Below are 15070 nucleotides of genomic sequence, written 5' to 3'. Positions count from 1 at the left end.
CTCGCTCAGGCAGTCAAGGCACCAGCTCACCCAGCTCAGCGCAAGGACACCCCCATGCCCAAAGACCCCTATGCGGTGCTGCACGCCCTGCTGCGCGCCGAAGCCGTCCGCAACGACAGAGTGAAGGCGGTCCACACCGACTCGGTGAAGCAGGAGCAGCGGCCCGAAACCCCGCGCGACCAGCCGCCCAGGACGCCCCTCGACGGTGAGCCCGCAGGACCCGGCGACCGGAACTGACCCGGTGCCCCCGCGTCCCGGCCCGGGGCGGGACGCGGGGGCCGGCCGGCCCGGAGCCGACGGGCACGGACACGGGGCCGACGGGCACGGACACGGAGCCGACGGGCACAGGGCCGACCGGTACGCGGCACGAGGGCCGACCGGGGCAAACCGCGCGCGAACTGCCGTACTCCCATTGCCGGGGGCGGTGCGCATCGCTACCGTCCTCCCACCTCGTTCGCACTGCCTTTGGGGAAGGACCTCTGTGAACGCACACAGATCCGTGGCGGCCCTCGCTGCCGTCGCGCTCGCCACACCGCTCCTGATCGCCTCCGCCGTCCCGGCCGCCGCCGACCGCGGCCACGGGGACCCGGCCAAGGACGCCAGGAAGCTCGCAAAGGAGCTGGTACGGGAGTCGTCCGCCAAGGACGCGTACAAACACCTGCGGAAGCTGCAGGAGATCGCCGACGCCAACGGCGGCCACCGCGCCGCCGGTTCACCGGGCCACGACGCGTCCGCCGCGTATGTCTACAAGGTGCTCAAGAAGGCCGGCTACAAGGTCGCTTACGACCGGTTCGAGTTCATCTACACCGAGACGCTCGCCGAGAAGCTCTCCGTCGTCTCGCCCGCGCCGCGCGACATCGCCATCGAGTCGATGACGTACACCAAGTCCACCCCGGTGGGCGGCGTCAAGGCCGCCGTGGCCCACGTACCCGTGGACGCCACCACCGGCTGCGAGGCCACCGACTACGCCCTCCCGTCTCCCGCCACCGCCCTCAACGGAGGCCCTTCGGGCCGCTCTTCTGTTTCCGGAGCCTTCACCGGCAAGATCGCCCTGATCAAGCGCGGCGGCTGCACCTTCGCGCAGAAGCAGGCCACGGCGGCCGACGCGGGCGCCATCGGCGCGATCGTCTACAACAACGTCCCGGGCGCCCTGGCCGGCACCCTCGGCGACCCGGCCGCCGCGAAGATCCCGACCGGCGGCATCACCCAGGCCGAGGGCGAGAAGCTCGCCGCCGACGTGGCCGCGGGCGAGGTCACGGTGAACTTCGAGATCCGCGAGCTGCAGGAGACCCGGGAGACGAACAACGTCATCGCCGAGACCCGCGGCGGCAGCAGCGCGAACACCGTGATGCTCGGCGCCCACCTGGACTCGGTCAGCGCGGGCCCCGGCATCAACGACAACGGCTCGGGCTCGGCCGGACTGCTCGAAGTCGCCCTGGAACTCGCGGAAGAGCACAAGCAGCCCCGCAACAAGATCCGCTTCGCCCTCTGGTCCGCCGAGGAGAACGGCCTCATCGGCTCCGAGAAGTGGGTCGAGAAGCTCACCGAGGCGCAGAAGAAGGAGCTCAAGCTCTATCTGAACTTCGACATGATCGCCTCGCCCAACTACGGCCAGTTCGTGTACGACGGCGACGACTCCGACGGCAAGGGCGCGGGCCCGGGCCCCGAGGGCTCGGCCCAACTGGAGCGCGACATCAACGCGTTCCTCGACAAGCGCGGTACCCCGCACGAGGGCACGGACTTCGACGGACGCTCGGACTACGGCCCGTTCATCGCGGTCGGCATCCCTTCGGGCGGCACCTTCACGGGCGCCGAGGGCGTCAAGACCGAGGCGCAGGCGGCGAAGTGGGGCGGAACGGCGGGCACCGCGTACGACCCCTGCTACCACGCCAAGTGCGACGACCTGAAGAACATCGACATGAAGGCCTTCGGCATCAACATCGGCGTCATCGCCAACGCCGTGGGCACCTACGCCCATGACCTGAGCTCGCTCACCAAGCCGGTCACGTCCGCCCCGACCGGGGGCGGCGACGGCTCGGGCGGCGGTCTGCACGCCGACCACGACCGCGTGGCCGAGTAACTCCCGTACACCATCGGCAGGTTGGGCCGTCCCTAACACCGAGGGGCGGCCCGGCCTGTGTCCCGCGGATCGCGTGTGTCCCGCGGATCGCGTGTGTCCCGCGGATCGCGTGTGTCCCGCGGCCACGGAAGCCGCCGTCACCGCCGGCGCGTGCCGAAGATCGAGCGCGAGATCTCCCGGCCGATCTGCGTACCGAGCGAACGGGCGAGGGACTTGAAGATCCCGGAGCCCACCACCTGGTCCACCATCGAGGCGTCCTGCCCGCCGCCGGCCCGCTGCGCGGCCCGCGCCGCCTTCTCGGCCTCGGCCGCCTCGAGCTCCGCCTGCTTCTGCGCCTCCCGCTCGGTCTGCTGCGCGGTGAGCACCTCGTACGCCGACTCGGGGTCGACGGCCTCGGCGTAGCGCGAGTAGAGCAGCGAGGCCTTGACCGCCTGGTCGAGCGCGGCGGCATCGATCGGCGCCATCAGGGACTCGGGCGCCCGAAGGCGGGTCGCCGCCACCGGAGTGGGCGCGCCCTTCTCGCTGAGCACGGTGATCACGGCCTCACCGGTGCCGAGCGAGGTGAGCGTCTCCTCCAGGTCGTACGCGGAGCTGGGGAAGGTCTTCACCGTGGCCTTCAGCGCCTTCTGGTCCTCGGGCGTGAAGGCGCGCAGCGCGTGCTGGACGCGGTTGCCGAGCTGGGCGAGGACATCGCCGGGCACGTCCTTGGGTGTCTGCGTCACGAAGAAGACACCCACGCCCTTGGACCGGATCAGGCGCACGGTCTGCGTGATCGACTCCAGGAACGCCTTGCTGGCGCCGTTGAACAGCAGATGCGCCTCGTCGAAGAAGAAGACCAGCTTGGGCTTCTCCACATCGCCGACCTCGGGCAGGTTGTTGAACAGATCGGCGAGCATCCACATCAGGAACGTCGAGAACAGATGCGGCTTGTCCTGTACGGCGGGCAGTTCGAGCACGGAGACCTGGCCGCGCCCGTCGGGGGCGAGCCGCAGGAACTCGCTCACGTCGAACTCGGGATTCCCGAAGAACGGCGCCATGCCCTGCGCCTCGAAGGCGGTGAGCGCCCGCAGGATGACCCCCGCGGTGACCGTGGAGAGGCCGCCGATGTTCTTCAGCTCCGGCTTGCCCTCGTCCGAGGTCAGAAAGGTGACGACGGCCCGCAGGTCCTTGAGGTCGTGGAGCTCCAGGCCCTTCTGGTCCGCGTAGTGGAAGATCAGCCCGAGTGACTGCTCCTGGGTCTGGTTGAGCTGCAGCACCTTGGCGAGCAGCACGGGCCCGAAGCTGGTGACGGTGGCCCGTACGGGAATCCCGGGACCGATCCCGCCGAGCGCGTAGAACTCACTGGGGAACCCCTTGGCCTCCCAGTGCTGGCCCACGTCCCTGGCCCGCTCCTGCACCTTGTCGTTCGCCTCGCCGGGCGCGGAGATCCCGGACACATCGCCCTTGATGTCGGCGAGGAAGACGGGCACGCCCTGCTCGGCCAGCTGCTCGGCGATGAGCTGCAGCGTCTTGGTCTTGCCGGTGCCGGTGGCGCCCGCGACGAGCCCGTGCCGGTTCAGCATCGGCAGCGGAATCCGCACCTGTACGTCCGGCAGGCACACCCCGTCCCACAGCAGCGCCCCCAGATCGAGGGCCTCCCCGGAGAAGGCATAGCCGGAGGCGATCTCCATGGCCTCCTGCGGCAGCGCGGGCGCGGAGCTGACGGCCTCGGGCGCGACACCGGCGGTGGCGGTGGGCTCGGCGGGCGGAGCGGCCACCCCGCCGGCGGGGGCGGCGGCTGCCGCAGCGGCGGCCGCGGCGGTCCCGGGCGCGGCCGTGGGTGCCTGCGCAGGGGCCGCGGGGGGCTCGGCGGGCGGCGCGTCAGCCTCGGGACGTGCGGGCTCACCCGTGGGGGGTACGCCTGTAGGGGCTCCCGTCGTGTTCGCCGGGGACTGCGTCCCCTCGGGCACGTTCGGCTCGCTCTCGCTCATTTCAGGCCCCTGTTCCCGGTTTGACTGTTCCCGGTATGCCCAGTTTTGCTGCATCTTTTCCCAGCCTCGCACTCCGTCGCCATGGCTGCGCCCGGAGCCCCTTGCCCGGTAGGCTTTCCGTGTGATCTTCAAGCGCATCGGAAACGGCCGGCCGTACCCCGACCACGGCCGGGAAAGCACCCGGCAGTGGGCGGATGTCGCACCGCGCCCGGTCCGCCTCGATCAGCTCGTCACCACCAAGCAGCAGCTGGACCTCGAGACGCTGCTCGCCGAGGACTCGACCTTCTACGGCGACCTCTTCGCCCACGTCGTGAAGTGGCAGGGCGACCTGTATCTGGAGGACGGCCTGCACCGCGCCGTGCGCGCGGCCCTGCAGCAGCGCCAGGTCCTGCACGCCCGCGTCCTCGAACTGGGCTGATCCGCCCGCCCCTTGTGGGCGCTGACGGCCCCTCAAGTGCGCATTGACCCTTTTGGGTTGGGTCGGGCGCCACCCATTGATCATCTAGTAGGCAGCGCCGCCGAGCCGCACTACGCTGCGCTCATGAGCATGCTCACACCCCCCGGCATGGGCGGTCAGTACCGCATCAAGGGGGACAAGTACCCGCGCATGCGCCGTAACCGGCGCCGGCGCCGGATCGTGCTCGCACTGATCGCCTCCGTCGCGGCGCTCGGCCTGCTCGGCTGGGGCACGCTGCAGCTGATCGACATCTTCTCGGGCAAGGAGCAGCGGGGCACCGTCGCCGCGGACGGACCCGACTGCAAGCCGGCCCCGAGCCCGAGCGCACCCCCGAAGGCGCTGCCCAAGCCCGGCCAGATCAAGGTCAATGTCTTCAACGCCACGCCCCGCAGCGGCCTCGCCAAGGAGACCGCCGACGAGCTGAAGAAGCGCGGCTTCGCCATCGGCAAGGTGGGCAACGCGGCGAAGGAGTTCGACAAGAAGGTCAAGGGCGCCGGGATACTGCTCGGCGCCAAGTCGGCGGCGGACAGCGGCTTCCCGGTGCTCGGCGCCCAGCTCGCCGGTGCCGAGCGGCAGACCGACGACCGCAAGGGCCCCGAGGTCGACCTCATCCTCGGCAAGGACTTCGCGTCCCTGACGAAGAAGGAGGACGCCGAGAAGGCCCTGGCCGATCTGGCCAAGCCCTCCCCCGCGCCCTCCGCCACGAAGAACGAGAAGAACAAGAACTGCTGACGGCCTCCCCAGGGGAGCCGGTCAGGGCAGTCAGGGTGGCAGTCAGGACCCTGACGGAACCCGCTACTCCGCCGCGCCGTACATCCGGTCGCCGGCGTCGCCGAGGCCCGGGACGATGAAGCCCTGTTCGTTGAGGCGCTCGTCGACCGCGGCCGTGAGCACCGTCACGGGGGCGCCGGCCAGCTCGCGCTCCATCACCTCGACGCCCTCGGGCGCCGCGAGCAGCACGACGGCCGTCACATCGTCGGCACCGCGCTTGATGAGCTCCTGGATCGCGGCGACCAGGGTGCCGCCGGTGGCCAGCATCGGGTCGACGACGTACACCTGACGCCCGGAGAGGTCCTCGGGCATCCGCGTCGCGTACGTGGAGGCCTGCAGGGTCTCCTCGTTGCGCACCATGCCGAGGAAGCCCACCTCGGCGGTCGGAAGCAGCCGCACCATGCCGTCGAGCATGCCGAGCCCGGCGCGCAGGATCGGTACGACCAGCGGGCGCGGGCGGGCCAGCTTGACGCCGGTGGTCGGGCCGACCGGGGTCTCGATGTCGACCTGCTCGGTGCGCACGTCCCGGGTGGCCTCGTACGCGAGCAGGGTGACCAGCTCGTCGGCCAGGCGCCGGAAGGTCGGGGAGTCGGTGCGCTTGTCGCGCAGCGTGGTGAGTTTGTGCGCCACCAGCGGGTGGTCGACGACGTGGATCCGCATGGACACCACAGTAACCGGGCCCCACGGGCCCTCGCCCCGCCGCGACCGCGCCCGCCTTCGCCCCGGCTCGCATCAAACCCGCCACCAGAGGGAAAGTGGAGAGGACGGACCGACCCCCACTGGGCAGGGTGGTGGAGCCAGATGCCGGACGGTGACGCGCGGCCGCAGCGAGCGGAGACCGACGCCGAGCGTCGCCGCCGCCGCGCCCAGTTCCTGCGGGAACTGCACGAGGCGAAGGAGCTCCGCGCCCGGGTCAAACCACGCAAGGCGCGCGCGGCACGGATGCGTCAGGCGATGCGTATGCGCACGTTCCGCTGGTAGTCCGGCGGGCCGTCGGCGCGGCTCGCCGCAGACACAGCAGGCGGAAGACCTCTCGCAGAGCCCTGGTTTCTGCCACGATTCCGATGGGCGGGGCGCACAACGCGGCTCTCCGCCCGACAACCTCCGCCGGGGGGACCCCCAACCGGCACGCCTATGACCAGTGGGAGAGTCACGGTGTACTTCGCCGCACTGCTCGCGCGCACCGAAGACGGGTGGGAAGCGAGCGATACAGAGCTCGACGATGTGGAGACCCTGTCGGATCTCACCGACCTGGCCCGCGAGGCCGCGTCCGGCGAGGCCGACGACGAAACAGTGCTCGTGTTCATCGAGCAGGAGGACGCCTGGTTCGGCGTCGTCCGCGTGGACGGCGAGGAGGACCCGCGGATCTATCTCTCGGACGCGGCCGCCGCGTCCCGCAGCAGTTACGGCGAGATCCTGCTCACCGACGAACTGCTCGGCCGCGAGCCGGGCTCGTCGGACGACTCGGCACACCTGGAAGAGCTGGTCGACCTCGACGGCACCGAGGACGGCGAGCCGGAGCACGACGACGCCGAGACGGACACGGACGACGCCGTGCCCGCGGGGCCGCTCGGGGACACCGCGATCCTCGACGACCTCGGACTCCCGGAGAAGGAGCTCCTGTCCCTGACCACCGACGCCCTGAACGAGATCGCCGACGCCCTGGGCGCCTCGGAGGTCCTGGAGGCCGTCCGTTAGTGAGTAGTGCGCAGAACCACCCGTGAACGATCCCGTACGCGACCGCTGGCAGGCGCCGATGCGGCTCGCCCTCCAGGAGGCCGACAAGGCCGCCCTGGGCGGCGATGTCCCCGTCGGCGCCGTGGTGCTCTCCCCTGAGGGCGAACTCCTGGCCACCGGTCACAACGAACGCGAGGCGACCGCCGACCCCACCGCGCACGCCGAGGTCCTCGCCCTGCGCAGGGCCGCGGCGAAGCTCGGCCGGTGGCGGCTGACCGGCTGCACGCTCGTCGTCACGCTCGAACCCTGCACGATGTGCGCGGGCGCCCTGGTGCAGTCCCGTGTGGACCGGGTCGTCTACGGCGCCCGGGACGAGAAGGCGGGCGCCGCCGGCTCGCTCTGGGACCTCGTGCGCGACCGCCGGCTCAACCACCGCCCGGAGGTGATCACCGGCGTGCTCACGGACGAGTGCGCCGAGCAGCTCACCCGCTTCTTCCGGGACCGCTGAGGCCCGTTCGGGGCCCGGACGGGCGGCCCGTCGATACCGATTTCAGAGCACGGGCCCCTTTGGGCTAAGCTCTCTCTCGGTAGCGTGTCCGAGCGGCCGAAGGAGCTCGCCTCGAAAGCGAGTGTGGCGCAAGTCACCGAGGGTTCAAATCCCTCCGCTACCGCTCTTGAAGAAGGGCCCCGACTCCGGTCGGGGCCCTTCTTCGTGGCCCTTCTCCATGACCAGGAGCCGCATTGCGCGGACCTGTGCGGCGTACGACGACGAAGGCCCCGGCACCTGTGAGGTGCCGGGGCCTTCGCTTCGAAGAGGACGGGGGAAGCGGCATCGGGGGGACAAGCCGCTTCCCCCGATGAGGACCAGGCTCTTAAGTCCACGTCGCAGTCAGGGGGGAAGCACGCGACGTGAACCCCGCAGTAGAGCCGGGTCCCTCGCCCTGCGAATTCCTGCCAGATCCGCCGGGCTCGAGAACAATCCTGCTCCCCCGCGGGCAGCCGCCGACCCGGCAAAGGACCTCGGCGGGCAGGTCGTTGGTCCTTAAAAGCTGTGTGAGCACCGCGAGCGGGTCCGGGCGCCGGGCGGAGCACTGGGCCGGATGCGGGCGGGGCACACGGCCACTGGCGTGATCTGCGGGCCGGGATAGACTCACCCGACTGCACGCGGGGACAGTGGGACAGGCAGGGGAGGCCGGAGCGTGGTGCAAGCGAAAAAGATCGCTCTATACGCGGTGATCGTCTTCGTGGTGTACACGATCATCACGTCCCCGGCGCGCTCCGCCGACCTTGTCCAAGTGGGCTTCGAGGGCATCTCGGACGCCGCTCAGGGCGTCGGCAACTTCATGAGCGAACTCGTCAATTAGCCCGGCGAAAAGGGCCCCTCACCGGAACCGGTGGGGGGCTTATCTGCGTGCTATCTCCCAACTTGCCTTCAACACGGCGTTATACGGTGCTTGCACACAGTGCACATGTCTTGTGATGCTATGACCGCTTTTGACGGATGAGTGGAACAGTTCGTTTGGAACGGTTCGCTTGGAACGGGTTCGTTTCGGAAAAGGGGTGGCGTTGACCGTGCCGGCCAGTACTGCGCCTCAAGTGCCGCCCCAGGACGTCGCGACCGAGACCGTCGACGTCTCCCCCGCCAAGAAGCGGGGGGCGGACACCCGGGCGCTGACCCAGGTCCTGTTCGCCCAGCTCAAGGAGCTGGAGCCGGGCAGCCCCGAGCACGGCCGGGTGCGGGCGGCGCTGATCGAAGCCAATCTGCCGCTGGTGCGGTACGCGGCCGCGCGCTTCCGCAGCCGCAACGAGCCGATGGAGGACGTCGTCCAGGTCGGCACCATCGGCCTGATCAACGCGATCGACCGGTTCGACTCGGAGCGGGGCGTCCAGTTCCCCACCTTCGCGATGCCCACCGTCGTCGGCGAGATCAAGCGCTACTTCCGCGACAACGTCCGCACCGTGCACGTACCGCGACGGCTGCACGAGCTGTGGGTCCAGGTGACCGGTGCGACCGAGGACCTGACCACCGCCTTCGGCCGCTCGCCCACGACCTCCGAGATCGCCGAACGGCTGCGTATCTCCGAGGAGGAGGTCCTGGCCTGCATCGAGGCCGGACGCTCCTATCACGCAACGTCGTTGGAGGCGGCCCAGGAGGGCGACGGGCTGCCGGGGCTGCTCGACCGGCTCGGCTACGAGGACCCCGCGCTCGACGGCGTCGAGCACCGCGATCTCGTACGGCATCTGCTGGTCCAACTGCCCGAGCGGGAACAGCGGATCCTGCTCCTGCGCTACTACAGCAATCTGACGCAGTCGCAGATCAGCGCCGAACTCGGCGTCTCCCAGATGCATGTGTCACGGCTGCTCGCCCGGAGCTTCGCGCGACTCCGGTCCGCGAACCGCATCGAGGCGTGAGCCCGGCCGGCGGACAGGCCTGGCCGCCGCCGGCGGCCGCGGACCACACCTGACGTACGGCTGCGGACCACGACCGGCGTACAACTCCGGTACACGGCCGACGCATGACTCGGGACTACTTCCGTACCTCGGTGTTCCGTACACCGATGCGATGCGCCACCGTAACGGGTGGAGTGCCACTCGGGCTCTTGCCGACAGAAAAGCCGCAGACCGGTCTTTTCCTGCGCAGATTTGTCGACTTGGCGCTACAGCGTGTTGCCGACATGTGACATTCTGCTGGAACCGCGTTTGCCGCGGCCCCATGACCGGTATTCAGGTGGAGGCTGCGTTCCTGAGAAACGGGAGCGCCCACCGCGACCGTCCGCAACCTCAAGGGGGTGGCATGTCCGCAGAACAGGGCAGCTCGAAGGTGCTCACGCTCACGAAGAGCGCACCAGATGACGTGCTCCGTCACGAAGACTCGACAGCCATCGACACCCGCACCTTGTCCCGCTCCCTGTTCCTGCGCCTTGCCGCCCTCGCCGAGGACAGCCCGGAGCGTGCCTACGTACGAGACACACTCATCGAGCTCAACCTCCCGCTGGTGCGGTACGCGGCGGCACGCTTCCGCAGCCGGAACGAACCGATGGAGGACATCGTCCAGGTCGGCACGATCGGCCTGATCAAGGCGATCGACCGGTTCGACTGCGAACGCGGCGTGGAATTCCCGACGTTCGCGATGCCGACGGTCGTGGGCGAGATCAAACGCTTCTTCCGCGACACCAGTTGGTCGGTGCGGGTGCCGCGCCGGCTGCAGGAGCTGCGGCTCGCGCTGACCAAGGCGAGCGACGAGCTCGCGCAGAAGCTGGACCGCTCGCCCACCGTGCCCGAACTCGCCGCCGTGCTCGGCGTCTCGGAGGAGGACGTCGTCGACGGCCTCGCGGTCGGCAATGCGTACACCGCCTCCTCGCTCGACTCCCCGGCCCCCGAGGACGACGGCGGCGAGGGCTCGCTCGCCGACCGGCTCGGGTACGAGGACAGCGCGCTCGAAGGCGTGGAGTACCGCGAGTCGCTGAAGCCGCTGCTCGCCAAACTGCCGCCCCGCGAGCGCCAGATCATCATGCTGCGGTTCTTCGCGAACATGACGCAGTCACAGATCGGCGAAGAGGTCGGCATCTCCCAGATGCATGTCTCGCGACTGCTCACCCGCACCCTGGCGACGCTCAGGGAAGGCCTGATCGCGGACTGAACCGCCACCAACGGCCTGTTGTGCCGCGGGTGTTGCTGACGGTCTTTCCAATTGACGCACCGTCAGCCACACTGGCGCGATGACTGGAGCCGGTACCGCTTGGATACGTAGTCGCCGAGGCGCCGCAGTGACGGCATCGGCGACTGCGGTATGTCTGGGCGCAGTTCTACTCGCCGCCTGCGGAAGCGGATCGTCCGGGGCCGGCGGCTATGTGGCGGTGGGTGCGGCGGGGGCCACTCCGGAGAAGACTCCGGGCCACGCCGTGGCGCCCACCGGCAAGGTCGAGATGGTGCCCCTGGAGGGCGAGGACGACGGCGCCCCGGGGGCGGGCGGCAAGGGACGCGAAGGCGGCAAGGGCGGCAAGGGCTCCCAGGGCCAGGACGGCTCCCAGGGGCCCGCGTCCGGAGCGGGCTCGGGCGCCGCGGAGGGGAACTCCCCCGGGGGCTCGGGCAGTTCGGGCTCACCGGACCAGACGTCCCCCGGCGGCGACGGCTCGGGTTCCGCACCGGAGGGTTCGGGCACGCCCACGGCGCCGCCCGGCTCCAGCGCCCCCGCAGGTCCCGCCAAGCTCCTGGTGGGCGAGCCGGTGCGCAAGGCCATGGAGGACCGCTGGTGCGAGAAGGTCACCGTGAAGTTCCGCAACACCGGGGGTACGCCGGTGCGTTCGGGCACGGTCACCCTCGGCACGCACATCATCGGCGCGCTCGGTGTCGACTGGGCGACCATCGAGTCGACCAGGAAGCTGCCGGCGCCGATCGGACCCGGCGCGACCGAGAGCGAGACCTGGAACGTGTGCGTGGACGCGTGGCGCGTACCCCTCGGCATGCACATCGAGACGCAGGACGTCTCGGTGAAGTGGGACTGACCCAGGCCCAGGCCCTCGGCCGCGGCCCGATGTGATCCCGGGGCCGGTCGCGTCAGAGGGCTCCCGGTCGCGTCAGAGGCTGCCGGTGGCGTCCGAAGCCGCCGGTCGCGTCAGAAGCTCAGGAGTGGCCGACCGTCACCAGATCGTCCACGGGCGGTTCGGCATCGACAGGATGGCGAAGGCCACGACGAGGACGACGGCAAGCGTGATCCACAGGGTCTTCTTGCCCGACTTGCCCGACTCGGCGGCCGAACCCGACACCTCCGGGCGACCGCCCTCGTCGACGAAGGCGCGGAACATCTGGGTGCTGCCCGCGGGGTCGTGCTGGCCCTCGGGGCCCTGGGGCGCGTGGGGGTTGTGTGCCATGGGCCAGGACCCTAGCGAATAGCGGGGTCCCGCCCAACCCCGGGGCGGCCGGAAATCGCAGGTCGCGGAGGTCTGCCCTTTGCTCGGCCATTGCCAGGTTTTTAGGGGCCTTGGTCCCTTTTCAATTTGCCTTCAGCAACCAATCGCTTCTATGGTTGCCCTAAGCAACAATAAGGAGGGGGTGGCCATGGCCGCACAGCGTCAGTACGAGGAACTCGCCCGCCAGCTGAGTGCCATCGGCGCCGTGAAGAGGGAACTCGCCCGCACGTTGCCCGCCGAGTGCCCGGCCGGTGCCGCCGCCGTCCTGCTGTTGGTCGACAAGTACGGAGAGATGCGGATGAGCCGTCTCGCCGAACTGCTCGCCGTGGACATGTCGGTGACAAGCCGTCATGTCGCTCATGTCACGGACCGCGGCTGGATCGACCGGTCCCCCGACCCCGACGACCGGCGGTCCCGGATCCTGCGGATCAACCCCGCGGGCAAGGCGGTGCTCGAGGAGCTCTCGAGCCGTTACACGGACGCGCTCGCCCACTACCTGCAGGACTGGTCGGACGACGAGGTCCAGGAACTGAGCACTCTGCTCGGCCGGCTCCGCAGCAGCTTCGGCGACTGCCGTCAGGCCCGTGGCCACGCGCTCTCTCCGACCCGTACACCCGCGTAGAAGCAAGAAAAGGAAGTCCATGGCAACGACCACACCAGCCGGTGTGCGGGGCAGCCACGCCAAGCACGGCGGCCACGGCGGAGGTGCCGGTCAGACAGGCGCCCCCATGAGCCACCGGCAGATCATGGAGGCACTGTCGGGCCTGCTGCTCGGCATGTTCGTCGCGATCCTGTCGTCGACGATCGTCTCCAACGCTCTGCCCGAGATCATCTCCGACCTGGGCGGCGGCCAGTCCGCGTACACCTGGGTCGTCACCGCGTCGCTGCTCGCGATGACGGCGACCACTCCCCTGTGGGGCAAGCTCGCCGACCTCTTCAGCAAGAAGCTGCTCGTACAGATAGCCCTCGTCATCTATGTCGCGGGCTCGGTCGTGGCCGGGCTCTCGCAGAACCCGGCCATGCTGATCGGCTGCCGGGTCGTCCAGGGCATCGGCGTCGGCGGTCTCTCCGCCCTCGCGCAGATCGTGATGGCCGCGATGATCTCGCCGCGCGAGCGCGGCCGCTACAGCGGCTACCTCGGTGCGACCTTCGCGGTCGCGACGGTCGGCGGCCCGCTGCTCGGCGGTGTCATCACCGACCACTGGGGCTGGCGCTGGTGCTTCTACGTCGGTGTGCCGTTCGCGGTGATCGCGCTGATCGTGCTGCAGAAGACCCTGAAGCTCCCCGTCGTCAAGCGGGACGTGAAGGTCGACTGGGGCGGTGCCTTCTTCATCTCCGCCGCGGTCTCGCTGCTCCTGGTCTGGGTGACCTTCGCCGGTGACAAGTACGACTGGCTGTCGTGGCAGACGTACGCCATGGTCGGCGGGTCCGTCGTCCTCGGCCTGCTCTTCGTCCTGGTCGAGTCCAAGGCCACCGAGCCGATCATTCCGCTGCGGCTCTTCCGCAACAAGACGATCACCCTGGCCTCGTTCGCCTCGCTCTTCGTCGGTATCGCGATGTTCAGCGGCACCGTCTTCTTCAGCCAGTACTTCCAGCTGGCCCGGGACAAGTCGCCGACGATGTCCGGCGTCATGACGATCCCGATGATCGGCGGCCTGTTCATCTCCTCGACCGTGTCGGGTCAGGTGATCACCAAGACCGGCAAGTGGAAGGCCTGGCTGGTCGCCGGCGGTCTCCTGGTGACGGCGGGCATGGGTCTGCTCGGCACCATGCGCTACGACACCGAGTACTGGCACATCGCGATCTTCATGGCCCTGATGGGTCTCGGCATCGGCATGATGATGCAGAACCTCGTGCTCTGCACACAGAACCAGGTCGACCCGAGCGACCTCGGCGCGGCCAGCTCCGTCGTCACCTTCTTCCGGTCGCTCGGCGGTGCGCTCGGCGTCTCCGCGCTCGGCGCCGTGATGGCCAACCGCGTGACCGCCTACGTCAAGGACGGCATCGCCGACCTCGGCCCGAAGGCCGCGGGCGCGGCGAGCCACGGCGGCACCGGCGGGGGCGGCATCCCCGACCTGGACAAGATCCCGGAGCCGCTGCGCACCGTGATGGAGACCGCCTACGGGCACGGCGTCGCCGATGTCTTCCTGTACGCGGCACCCGCGGCGTTCCTCGCCTTCATCCTGACGATGTTCATCAAGGAAGTGCCGCTGAAGACCAAGGGCGCCCTGGCGCAGGCCACTGCGGACGCCCCCGCGGCGGACGCCCCCGCGGCGGACGCCCCCGCGGCCGCCGCTCCCGCGGTCGCCGGGACCACCGCCGCCCCGGCTCCCGCTCCTTCCGTTTCCGTTTCCGATTCGCCCGAGGAGGCGCAGACGATCGTGCAGGGCACGTCCGGCATCCAGGTACGAGGTGTGGTCCGCGGCAACGAGGGCGTTCCGGTCGGCCGCGCCGCCGTCACGCTGATCTCGCTCGGCGGCCGGCAGCTGGGGCGGACCATCGCCCAGGCCGACGGGGGCTATGCCCTCGACGCTCCCGGCGCCGGCAGCTATGTGCTGATCGCCTCGGCGGACGGGTTCCAGCCGCAGGCCTCCACCGTCGTCGTCGGTGACACGCCCCTCGCGTACGACATGCTGCTCAGCGGCACCAGCGGCCTTGCCGGTGTGGTGCACACGGCGGACGGCGCGAAGCCCGTGGTCGGCGCGATGGTCGTGGTGACCGATGTGCGCGGCGATGTGCTCGCCACCGGACAGACCGGTGAGCAGGGCGAGTTCGCGTTCGGCGAGCTCGTGCCCGGCCCCGTGACCCTGGCCGTGAACGCCGAGGGCCACCGCCCGCTCGCGCTCCCCGTCGACGTGGCGGGCCAGGGCGTCACCCGGATCGAGGTGGCCCTGCAGGCCGGCGCCCGGGTGCAGGGCACCGTGCTCGCGGCGGGCGGACCGCTGCGGGACGCCCGGGTCACCCTGGTGGACGCCGCCGGGAACGTGGTCGCCACCTCGACCACCGGTGAGGACGGCGCGTACGCCTTCACCGACCTGGACAGCGGCGAGTACACGGTGATGGCGACCGGCTACCCGCCGGCGGCCATGGCGCTCACGGTCTCCGGCCGTGGCGTGGACGGCCACGACATCGAACTCGCGCACCCGGACGCGTAGTTCACCGGCTCCGGCCGCCACGCCCGCTCCGAGCGGAGGTGCGCGCGGCG

The 15070-nt window shown here is 70.1% G+C and carries 16 protein-coding genes and 1 tRNA gene; 14 read left to right on the top strand and 3 right to left on the bottom strand.

Annotated features, from left to right (window positions below):
• Positions 1 to 54: 54 nt before the first annotated feature.
• Together ACFQVC_RS17990 and ACFQVC_RS17985 are read left to right on the top strand one after the other, a co-directional pair.
• Positions 55 to 237 carry a hypothetical protein gene (locus ACFQVC_RS17990; protein ID WP_381831441.1) on the top strand — a complete coding sequence of 61 codons (183 nt, stop codon included), beginning with the start codon at positions 55 to 57 and terminating at the stop codon, positions 235 to 237.
• Positions 238 to 499: 262 nt separating this feature from the next.
• Positions 500 to 2080 (top strand): M28 family metallopeptidase, encoded by a 1581-nt coding sequence (locus ACFQVC_RS17985; RefSeq protein WP_381831486.1) that lies wholly within the window; start codon positions 500 to 502, stop codon positions 2078 to 2080.
• A 137-nt stretch (positions 2081 to 2217) separates the two neighbouring features.
• On the opposite strand, the gene ACFQVC_RS17980 is transcribed toward ACFQVC_RS17985, so the two are convergent.
• A complete protein-coding gene (locus ACFQVC_RS17980; RefSeq protein ID WP_381831485.1) occupies positions 2218 to 3750 on the bottom strand; it encodes a helicase HerA-like domain-containing protein in 1533 nt (510 codons plus the stop codon).
• A 421-nt stretch (positions 3751 to 4171) separates the two neighbouring features.
• Here ACFQVC_RS17980 and ACFQVC_RS17975 point away from each other — a divergent pair, with 421 nt between their 5' ends.
• Together ACFQVC_RS17975 and ACFQVC_RS17970 are read left to right on the top strand one after the other, a co-directional pair.
• Entirely contained in the window at positions 4172 to 4468 is a 297-nt protein-coding gene (locus ACFQVC_RS17975; RefSeq protein WP_003986294.1) for a type II toxin-antitoxin system VapB family antitoxin, read from the top strand.
• A gap of 123 nt (positions 4469 to 4591) precedes the next feature.
• A complete protein-coding gene (locus ACFQVC_RS17970) occupies positions 4592 to 5239 on the top strand; it encodes a LytR C-terminal domain-containing protein (RefSeq protein ID WP_381831440.1) in 648 nt (215 codons plus the stop codon).
• A gap of 63 nt (positions 5240 to 5302) precedes the next feature.
• Here ACFQVC_RS17970 and upp read toward each other — a convergent pair whose 3' ends face one another.
• On the bottom strand, positions 5303 to 5938 hold the full coding sequence (gene upp / locus ACFQVC_RS17965; protein WP_381831439.1) for a uracil phosphoribosyltransferase: 636 nt from the start codon (positions 5936 to 5938) through the stop codon (positions 5303 to 5305).
• 141 nt (positions 5939 to 6079) lie between these two features.
• Between upp and ACFQVC_RS17960 the strand changes: the two genes are divergently transcribed.
• From ACFQVC_RS17960 to ACFQVC_RS17925, 8 genes are all read left to right on the top strand, one after another.
• On the top strand, positions 6080 to 6259 hold the full coding sequence (locus ACFQVC_RS17960) for a hypothetical protein (protein ID WP_381831438.1): 180 nt from the start codon (positions 6080 to 6082) through the stop codon (positions 6257 to 6259).
• A 174-nt stretch (positions 6260 to 6433) separates the two neighbouring features.
• Positions 6434 to 6976 carry a tRNA adenosine deaminase-associated protein gene (locus ACFQVC_RS17955; RefSeq protein WP_381831484.1) on the top strand — a complete coding sequence of 181 codons (543 nt, stop codon included), beginning with the start codon at positions 6434 to 6436 and terminating at the stop codon, positions 6974 to 6976.
• Positions 6977 to 7034: 58 nt separating this feature from the next.
• Positions 7035 to 7463: a tRNA adenosine(34) deaminase TadA gene (gene tadA, locus ACFQVC_RS17950; RefSeq protein ID WP_381831483.1), complete on the top strand. Its 429-nt coding sequence runs from the start codon at positions 7035 to 7037 to the stop codon at positions 7461 to 7463.
• Between the two features lie 78 nt (positions 7464 to 7541).
• Positions 7542 to 7626 (top strand) — tRNA-Ser (locus tag ACFQVC_RS17945).
• 528 nt (positions 7627 to 8154) lie between these two features.
• The gene (locus ACFQVC_RS17940) at positions 8155 to 8319 is read left to right on the top strand and encodes a hypothetical protein (protein ID WP_381831437.1); all 165 of its coding nucleotides are present in this window, start codon (positions 8155 to 8157) and stop codon (positions 8317 to 8319) included.
• A 208-nt stretch (positions 8320 to 8527) separates the two neighbouring features.
• Complete coding sequence (locus ACFQVC_RS17935) at positions 8528 to 9367, top strand: RNA polymerase sigma factor SigF (protein ID WP_381831436.1); 840 nt, start codon at positions 8528 to 8530, stop codon at positions 9365 to 9367.
• Positions 9368 to 9749: 382 nt separating this feature from the next.
• On the top strand, positions 9750 to 10595 hold the full coding sequence (locus ACFQVC_RS17930; RefSeq protein WP_381831435.1) for an RNA polymerase sigma factor SigF: 846 nt from the start codon (positions 9750 to 9752) through the stop codon (positions 10593 to 10595).
• Positions 10596 to 10812: 217 nt separating this feature from the next.
• Positions 10813 to 11460, top strand: coding sequence for a hypothetical protein (locus ACFQVC_RS17925; RefSeq protein WP_381831434.1), 648 nt, complete (start codon positions 10813 to 10815; stop codon positions 11458 to 11460).
• A gap of 135 nt (positions 11461 to 11595) precedes the next feature.
• Here ACFQVC_RS17925 and ACFQVC_RS17920 read toward each other — a convergent pair whose 3' ends face one another.
• Entirely contained in the window at positions 11596 to 11826 is a 231-nt protein-coding gene (locus ACFQVC_RS17920; protein WP_381831433.1) for a hypothetical protein, read from the bottom strand.
• Between the two features lie 187 nt (positions 11827 to 12013).
• Between ACFQVC_RS17920 and ACFQVC_RS17915 the strand changes: the two genes are divergently transcribed.
• Positions 12014 to 12487 carry a MarR family winged helix-turn-helix transcriptional regulator gene (locus ACFQVC_RS17915; protein WP_381831432.1) on the top strand — a complete coding sequence of 158 codons (474 nt, stop codon included), beginning with the start codon at positions 12014 to 12016 and terminating at the stop codon, positions 12485 to 12487.
• A 106-nt stretch (positions 12488 to 12593) separates the two neighbouring features.
• Complete coding sequence (locus ACFQVC_RS17910) at positions 12594 to 15020, top strand: MFS transporter (protein WP_465270595.1); 2427 nt, start codon at positions 12594 to 12596, stop codon at positions 15018 to 15020.
• Positions 15021 to 15070: the final 50 nt, after the last annotated feature.

The organism is Streptomyces monticola (assembly GCF_042665355.1).
Taxonomy (GTDB): Bacteria; Actinomycetota; Actinomycetes; order Streptomycetales; family Streptomycetaceae; genus Streptomyces; species Streptomyces monticola.
This window is presented reverse-complemented; position numbering and strand designations above follow the sequence as displayed.

Bases quoted from the DNA above. Each gene is read 5' to 3' on its own strand.
- ACFQVC_RS17990 (WP_381831441.1), top strand. From the start codon at position 55: ATGCCCAAAGACCCCTATGCGGTGCTGCACGCCCTGCTGCGCGCCGAA.
- ACFQVC_RS17980 (WP_381831485.1), bottom strand. From the start codon at position 3,750: ATGGAGATCGCCTCCGGCTATGCCTTCTCCGGGGAGGCCCTCGATCTG.
- ACFQVC_RS17970 (WP_381831440.1), top strand. From the start codon at position 4,592: ATGAGCATGCTCACACCCCCCGGCATGGGCGGTCAGTACCGCATCAAG.
- upp (WP_381831439.1), bottom strand. From the start codon at position 5,938: ATGCGGATCCACGTCGTCGACCACCCGCTGGTGGCGCACAAACTCACC.
- ACFQVC_RS17960 (WP_381831438.1), top strand. From the start codon at position 6,080: ATGCCGGACGGTGACGCGCGGCCGCAGCGAGCGGAGACCGACGCCGAG.
- tadA (WP_381831483.1), top strand. From the start codon at position 7,035: ATGCGGCTCGCCCTCCAGGAGGCCGACAAGGCCGCCCTGGGCGGCGAT.
- ACFQVC_RS17930 (WP_381831435.1), top strand. From the start codon at position 9,750: ATGTCCGCAGAACAGGGCAGCTCGAAGGTGCTCACGCTCACGAAGAGC.
- ACFQVC_RS17920 (WP_381831433.1), bottom strand. From the start codon at position 11,826: ATGGCACACAACCCCCACGCGCCCCAGGGCCCCGAGGGCCAGCACGAC.
- ACFQVC_RS17915 (WP_381831432.1), top strand. From the start codon at position 12,014: ATGGCCGCACAGCGTCAGTACGAGGAACTCGCCCGCCAGCTGAGTGCC.
- ACFQVC_RS17910 (WP_465270595.1), top strand. From the start codon at position 12,594: ATGAGCCACCGGCAGATCATGGAGGCACTGTCGGGCCTGCTGCTCGGC.